Here is a 6,685-nt window from a genome sequence, read left to right as displayed (position 1 = left end):
ATGGCCCCTATACCCGCAAGCGTGTTGACATTGAGATGAGCGTGGTCAAGTTCTTCAGTGTCGGATAGGCTTGTCGAAACAACTTCTCCCATCCCACCGATACGAAAGAGATCTAGTTGGGAATTCGAGGCTTTCACCCAGTTTTTACCCGACTTGTAAAGCTTGTAGCGCTTTTTCTCATCTACGATCTCGAAATCTTTGTTAAATTTTTTACTTCGAAACATTTTATTCCTTTCTTTTTTGAAAAAAATCCACTCTTTGTTAACCTCATGATCATTAACAAAGGGCGATAATTAAGCACAGGCTTCACAAAAACGGGTCGAGCAAGCCGATCAGTCAATAGCCCCCCAGCCGTTTTTGATTCAATCTGCTTCCTGATTGCTAGATTAGAGGTGCACTTTTATTTATGGATTTCTCTGATACATACCAGCCTCAATTCTATCAAATTTGAAGCTTCTTTTCAAGATTTTTGATTTCAATATAGCAAATTTATTTCTGCAATAGAAAAGCAGTGTAAAAGGATTACACTGTTCTTTATAAATACTGATTTTTTCTTAAACTGGGGTCTCAGAATTGATTAAAACTGGACTCATTTCCCTATCGTTAAGATTGATTTTCTTCCCAATCGTGGTAGGCAGCATAGAGCTGACTTTTATTCCGCTGGTAGAGTTTAGCAACTTCTTTTATGGCTTGATTTCTCTTCATGCCTTGCTGGATACGGGATTGGATTTCTAAGAACAAGCCCTCCTCATCCTTTTCCTCCACATCCTGACTGGCACCTTCAACGATGAGAAGACACTCGCCCTTGAGCGGTGTATCAGCGATACTTTCCAGCAATTCAGAGATGTTTCCTCTTTTGTATTCTTCATAGATTTTGGTCAATTCCCTAACCAAGACTACAGAGCGGTCACCATAGACTTTTAGCATATTTTCCAATGTATTTGCCACACGATGGGGCGATTCGTAGAAAATCTGAGTTTCTGGGTAATCTTTTTTTAAGTCGAAAAATTGCTTTTGCTGGCCTGATTTTCTCGGTAAGAAACCGTAAAAGATATGTGGCTGTGGCGCTAGGCCACTGGCAATCAAGGCAGAAATTCCTGCAGAGGCACCTGGAACGGTAACAACTGCGATTTCTTCCTCAATAGCTGCCTTAACCAAATCGTGCCCAGGATCCGAAATGCTAGGCAGACCCGCATCGGATACCTGAGCAATACTTTTCCCTGCTTTCAGTAAACCAATCAAATCAGGAATTTTTTCCTTGGCATTATGCTCGTGAAAACTGATCTGCTTAGTGGAAATATCAAAATGCTTGAGCAAAAGACCAGTATTGCGCGTGTCCTCAGCAGCAATCCAGTCCACCTCTTTCAAGGTCTGGATAGCACGAAAGGTCATGTCATCTAGATTACCAATCGGCGTTGCCACTAGATATAGCTTGCCATAGGGAGACTGCCCCTTAAAACTTTTTTGAATCTGCATGCCTACTCCCTGTACAACAACTCATCACAAAACATACATTCCTCGTCCTGCTCTCGGCGTTGTCCATAAAAATCATTACATACGTGAAACCCGTCTTTATAGATCCGACGAACGCTTTCACGAACATGCTTGGCCTTGACGGGAGCGTCTGCTTCCACCTCACCCAAGCGTTCGCGCAACTTACTATTTTCCAAACGAAGAGCTGTATTTTCCTCTACCAGGCTCTTGAGATTTTTCTTGATGGCTTCCACATCAGCCAAGGTCACTAGTAACTGTTGGGAAAAATCATCCAGCGCATCAAATAATTCTTTCTTATCCATAAACCAGCCCTTTCCTTTCTGTATTCTTCATTTTTTGAGTTCACATTTCTTTCAAGACCAGATATTCCATGGCGTTTTGAAAGCTGACATTAGCCTGCCACATTTTTCTAGCTTCTAGTAAATCTTGTAAAATCTGTCGAATCCTTGCTTGCAAGAGGTCCTGTCCACAGAGCACTTCGAGGATTCGCAAGACCTGTTCTTGTTTTTCCTTGTCATCTGCCAAGCTGGCTAATTTAGCAACTTGGAGATAACTTTCTTTTTTCTTAGCTAATAACCAGGTCAGCAAGCGTTCACTCTCATCCACCAAGGTCCAAAAACTTGCCTGATTTGCCAACTTTTCAGCTTCAGCTCGTGATTGACAAAACTGGGCTAAGAAAGTTGCTTTTTTCTTGACCAGACCTGCTTGTTCTAATTGATGGATGAGTTTTTCTTCTTGCTTTTTAAAATGGAAAATCTGTGTCCGACTACGGATAGTCGGTAATATCTTTTCCTCATCGCTGGTCAAGAAGAAAATGTAAACTTCACTCTGAGGTTCTTCGATGACCTTGAGCAGAGAATTGGCTGCGTTGGGATGCATTTTCTCCGCCTGCTCGATAATAAAAACCTGCTGCTGGCTTTCAATCCCTGCTTGGGAAAACTGACCCACCAATTCTCGAATGCGTTCTGTCTTGATGACCTGATTAACAGGCTTAATCAAGGTGACATCTGGAAACTCTTCCTGTTCAATCAGCTTGCAGTTTCGACATTTTTCACATGGTAGGACGCCTACCTTATCCGTACAAAAGAGGCTCTTAGCTAAAAACTGCGTCATTTCCAAACTTCCAAAGAAACCTGAAAAGAGATAGGCATGATTGAGCTGGTCTTGTTCTAGGATACGGACGAAGCGGTCAAATTGCTCTGATTGCCAAGCCTTTAGTTGTTCTTGTTTCATTTTGCCAAGCCCATTCTGTCAAATAAGACAGCCTTGGTAGTTTCCACAACTTGCTCCAATGGATGACTCGCATCAATCTTGACAATGCGATTTTCTTCTTTGTCCAGAAGAGAAAGGTAGCCTTTACGAACTTTTTTATGCAAGTCTAAGCCTTCCAAGTCCAAACGATTGACCTCGCGATCACTATTGGCAGCAATACGAGCCAGCCCTTCTTCCACCTCGATGTCAAAATAGAGTGTCAAATCGGGTTTGAGGCCATCTGTCGCAAAGTGATTGAGCCAATCAATGGCATCAATATCCAAGCCACGACCAAAGCCCTGATAAGCAAGGGAACTATCGATGAAGCGGTCCATAATGACCAGCTTGCCGGCTTCAAGGGCTGGAAGAACTTTTTCCACCAAGTGCTGTCTACGACTGGCGATATAGAGAAGGAGTTCCGTTTTAGGATCCATCTGAGTATGACTTGGATCTAAAATCACTTCCCGAATCTTCTCTCCAATCAAGACTCCACCTGGCTCACGGGTCGTCAGCACCTCTACTCCTTTTTCCTCTAAAATTGGGAGCAAAGCCTCTAAAACACTGGTCTTCCCTGCTCCCTCTGGCCCCTCAAGCGAGACTAAAAATCCTTTTGACATGTCTAACTCATTTCTTTTTTACTACTTCTATTCTATCAAAAAAATAGGGGTTTGTGACAATCTTTTTGTGTCTTCTCCATTCAATCGACCATAAAAGAGGCTGGGAGTCATCCAACCTCTTATTTACCTAGTTCTTGTGTTCGTTTATAGGCTTGCTGAACTGCGTCCATGACTACACCTCTAAAGGCATGTTCTTCCAGACTTGCTACACCAGCGATAGTCGAACCACCTGGGCTGCAAACTTGGTCTTTCAATACTCCAGGATGTTGCTGGCTTTCAAGAACCATTTGCCCAGCGCCGACTACTGTTTGGGCTGCCATTTTCAAGGCCCTTTCTCGGGGCAATCCTGTCTGAACACCCGCATCTGCCAAAGCCTCGATAAAGAGATAGACAAAGGCTGGCCCACAACCAGCAAGACCTGTCGCTGCATCGATTAAGCCATCTCCCAGCTCAACCAAGAGACCAGCCTTGGCTAATAACTGGCAAAAAAGACTATTGTCCTCAGCACGACAGTTTGCTGACATGGCATAACTAATCACTCCTTGGCCGATAGCCACTGGAGTATTGGACATGATGCGAATAATCCGGTGTTGACTTGGCAGAAGACTCGCTAGTTTTTCCAAGGTCAATCCAGCCGCCATGGAAATCAAAAGAAGACTTTCTCGTTTTTCAAGGATAGCCTGATATTGAGAAAGCAGTTCAGAAAACTGAGCAGGCTTAACTCCTAGAAAGATTACATCTGCTTCTGCAAAAATTTCTTCATTGCTGGAAGCCTGACCACCAAAGTTGGCGATGAAAGCATCTACTTTAGCTTGACTACGATTGGCAAGGAGAATCTGAGCACCCGTCTTGGCCTGCAAGACAGCCTTGCCCAAGCTAGAACCCATATTCCCCAAACCGATAAATCCAATCTTCATCTCTTACTCCCTTATCTGTCCGTCACCAGTAACCACATACTTGTAGCTGGTCAACTCTTTCAAGCCCATAGGCCCACGCGCATGCAGTTTCTGAGTAGAAATCCCCATTTCACAACCAAGTCCGAACTGGCCCCCGTCAGTGAAACGCGTTGAGGCATTGACATAAACCGCTGCTGAGTCCACTTGATCTGTAAAGTAGGCTGCAGCTTCAGCATTTTCTGTCACAATGGCGTCCGAATGATGGGTACTGTGGGCTTCAATATGCTCAACCGCTTCTTCTAAACTGCTCACAACCTTAACCGCTAGGATATAATCTAAAAACTCGGTGTCAAAGTCTTGAGCCTCAGCTGCTTGACCTGAAACAAACTGACTTGCTTGGCTATCTAGGCGGAATTGAATCGGTTCCAGCCCAGCTTCTTTCCTACTTTTAACCAGAACTTGCTCCAAGCGAGGAAGAAAACGTGCTGCCTTGTCTTCATGAACCAGCAAGACCTCCATGGCATTACAGACAGAAGGACGACTGGTTTTAGCATTGTTGATAACAGAGAGAGCCTTGTCTTCATCAGCATCCTTATCCACATAGACATGGACAATCCCAGTTCCTGTCTCAATAACAGGCACGATAGCATTTTCAACCACGGCATTGATCAAACCAGCCCCTCCACGAGGAATGAGAAGATCTAAATAGCCCTTAGCCTTCATCATAGCATAGCTACTTTCACGGCTAGTGTCTTCCACCAGTTGAATCACATCAGGATGAATAGTAGTCGTCTCCAAGCCCTTCTTTAAGGCTGTGACAATAGCATGAGCTGTTTGGTAGGCGTCCTTACCACTACGAAGAACGACCGCATTGCCACTTTTGAGAGCCAAAGCAGCTGCATCAGACGTCACATTTGGACGACTTTCGTAGATAATCCCAATAACCCCCATGGCCACACGCTTCTTGGTAATAACCAAGCCATTTTCAAGATGATTGGTTTCTAAAACTTCACCGATTGGATCTGGTAAAGCAACCACTTCACGAATCCCAGTTGCCATCGCTTCTATACGTCCCTCATCCAAATAAAGACGGTCTAGCATAACATCTGAGATTTTACCCTTGGCCGTTTCCATATCGAGGGCATTGGCTGCTAAAATCTCCTCAGTAGCAGCCACTAAATGATCAGCCATGGCTAGCAGGGCTTGGTTTTTCATTGCTTCACTGGCAGTATTGATTGATTTCTTAACAGCCTGTACCTGTTCGAATTGTTCTTGTGTACTTACCATAGTTCACCTCTAAAATTCTGTAAAGAGCAGCTGGATTTCAGGAGTGATGGAAATCCAGTCATCACGGTGAATCAAGACTCCCTTAGCTTTTTGAGAACGGAGCATATCTTCTAGGGCTGAGACACCAAATTGGACACGTCCCTTTCCAAGAGATTGACCTGTTTCTTTATCTGCTACTGTGACAATATCGTGGTAAGAGAAGTTTCCTTCCACTTCTACCACACCCGATAAAAGGAGACTTTTCCCGTTTTTTGAAAGTGCCTCTGCAGCTCCACCATCTACCCAAATCGTTCCCTGACTTTGAGCATAGAAGGCCAGCCATTGTTTCTGGGTACGAAGTCCCTTCTCTTGCGCAACGAAGAAGGAACCATCCCTAGTTTCTTCAGCTGCCTCAATCAGGGCATCTGATTTCAAGGAGGAGCAAATATAGACTGGTACACCCGACTCCGTCGCAATAGTTGCAGCTTTGATTTTTGTCAGCATACCCCCAGTACCGTTTGACGAACCTGCTCCACCAGCCATATCAATAATCTCACGATTGATAGTCTCGATTTTCTCCAAGCGTTTGGCTGTTGGATCTGAGTTAGGATTTCCAGTATAGAGACCGTCCACATCGGTCAAGAGAACCAAGAGGTCCGCCTGGACCATAGCCGCCACTTGGGCACTCAGAGTGTCATTGTCACCCACCTTGAGTTCGTCAATGACAACACTGTCATTTTCATTGATGATAGGAATTGCACCACGATGAAGCAATACAGACAAGGCCTGATGGGCATTCTTATAGCGACGTTTATCTACAAAATCATCCTGTGTCAGCAAGATTTGCGCAGAGACGATTTGGCGCATGAGGAGGTTGGTTGTGTACTCTTCTAGCAGCAAACCTTGTCCTACTGCAGCTGAAGCCTGCTTATCTGCAATCTTGGTCGGACGCTTTTTAAATCCTAAGGCTCCAAAACCAGCGGCAACCGCACCAGATGACACCAAAATCAACTCATGGCCAGCTTCATGCAACATAGCTAATTGCTGGGTAATTGCCTTTACTTTACTTCTTGATAAGCTCCCGTCTTCATTTGTCAAGGAGGAGGTCCCTACCTTAAAGACGATTCGTTTGTACTTCATATTCTCACTCCGATTCTTCAT

At 44.4% G+C, this 6,685-nt stretch carries 8 protein-coding genes; all 8 read right to left on the bottom strand.

Annotated features, from left to right (window positions below):
• On the bottom strand, window positions 1-224 hold a 224-nt coding region (locus tag D8802_RS08060), incomplete at its 3' end, for a KxYKxGKxW signal peptide domain-containing protein (protein ID WP_142999276.1).
• 379 nt (window positions 225-603) lie between these two features.
• On the bottom strand, window positions 604-1,476 hold the full coding sequence (gene rsmI, locus D8802_RS08055; RefSeq protein WP_125395454.1) for a 16S rRNA (cytidine(1402)-2'-O)-methyltransferase: 873 nt from the start codon (window positions 1,474-1,476) through the stop codon (window positions 604-606).
• 2 nt (window positions 1,477-1,478) lie between these two features.
• Entirely contained in the window at window positions 1,479-1,796 is a 318-nt protein-coding gene (yabA, locus tag D8802_RS08050; protein WP_000358227.1) for a DNA replication initiation control protein YabA, read from the bottom strand.
• 40 nt (window positions 1,797-1,836) lie between these two features.
• A complete protein-coding gene (locus tag D8802_RS08045) occupies window positions 1,837-2,727 on the bottom strand; it encodes a DNA polymerase III subunit delta' (protein ID WP_125395453.1) in 891 nt (296 codons plus the stop codon).
• Window positions 2,724-3,362, bottom strand: coding sequence for a dTMP kinase (tmk, locus tag D8802_RS08040; RefSeq protein ID WP_125395452.1), 639 nt, complete (start codon window positions 3,360-3,362; stop codon window positions 2,724-2,726). Before tmk ends, D8802_RS08045 begins: the two co-directional genes overlap by 4 nt.
• 119 nt (window positions 3,363-3,481) lie before the next feature.
• Window positions 3,482-4,279, bottom strand: a complete 798-nt coding sequence (gene proC, locus D8802_RS08035) for a pyrroline-5-carboxylate reductase (RefSeq protein ID WP_125395451.1) — start codon at window positions 4,277-4,279, stop codon at window positions 3,482-3,484.
• Between the two features lie 3 nt (window positions 4,280-4,282).
• Window positions 4,283-5,545, bottom strand: a complete 1,263-nt coding sequence (locus tag D8802_RS08030; protein WP_125395450.1) for a glutamate-5-semialdehyde dehydrogenase — start codon at window positions 5,543-5,545, stop codon at window positions 4,283-4,285.
• A 9-nt stretch (window positions 5,546-5,554) separates the two neighbouring features.
• Complete coding sequence (proB, locus tag D8802_RS08025) at window positions 5,555-6,664, bottom strand: glutamate 5-kinase (RefSeq protein WP_049485319.1); 1,110 nt, start codon at window positions 6,662-6,664, stop codon at window positions 5,555-5,557.
• Window positions 6,665-6,685 lie beyond the last annotated feature (21 nt).

This window comes from Streptococcus oralis, from assembly GCF_003943395.1.
GTDB lineage: Bacteria > Bacillota > Bacilli > Lactobacillales > Streptococcaceae > Streptococcus > Streptococcus oralis_BF.
This window is presented reverse-complemented; position numbering and strand designations above follow the sequence as displayed.

Excerpts from the sequence above, each read along its gene's own strand:
- rsmI (WP_125395454.1), bottom strand. The coding sequence starts at position 1,476 with ATGCAGATTCAAAAAAGTTTTAAGGGGCAGTCTCCCTATGGCAAGCTA.
- yabA (WP_000358227.1), bottom strand. The coding sequence starts at position 1,796 with ATGGATAAGAAAGAATTATTTGATGCGCTGGATGATTTTTCCCAACAG.
- D8802_RS08045 (WP_125395453.1), bottom strand. The coding sequence starts at position 2,727 with ATGAAACAAGAACAACTAAAGGCTTGGCAATCAGAGCAATTTGACCGC.
- tmk (WP_125395452.1), bottom strand. The coding sequence starts at position 3,362 with ATGTCAAAAGGATTTTTAGTCTCGCTTGAGGGGCCAGAGGGAGCAGGG.
- proC (WP_125395451.1), bottom strand. The coding sequence starts at position 4,279 with ATGAAGATTGGATTTATCGGTTTGGGGAATATGGGTTCTAGCTTGGGC.
- D8802_RS08030 (WP_125395450.1), bottom strand. The coding sequence starts at position 5,545 with ATGGTAAGTACACAAGAACAATTCGAACAGGTACAGGCTGTTAAGAAA.
- proB (WP_049485319.1), bottom strand. The coding sequence starts at position 6,664 with ATGAAGTACAAACGAATCGTCTTTAAGGTAGGGACCTCCTCCTTGACA.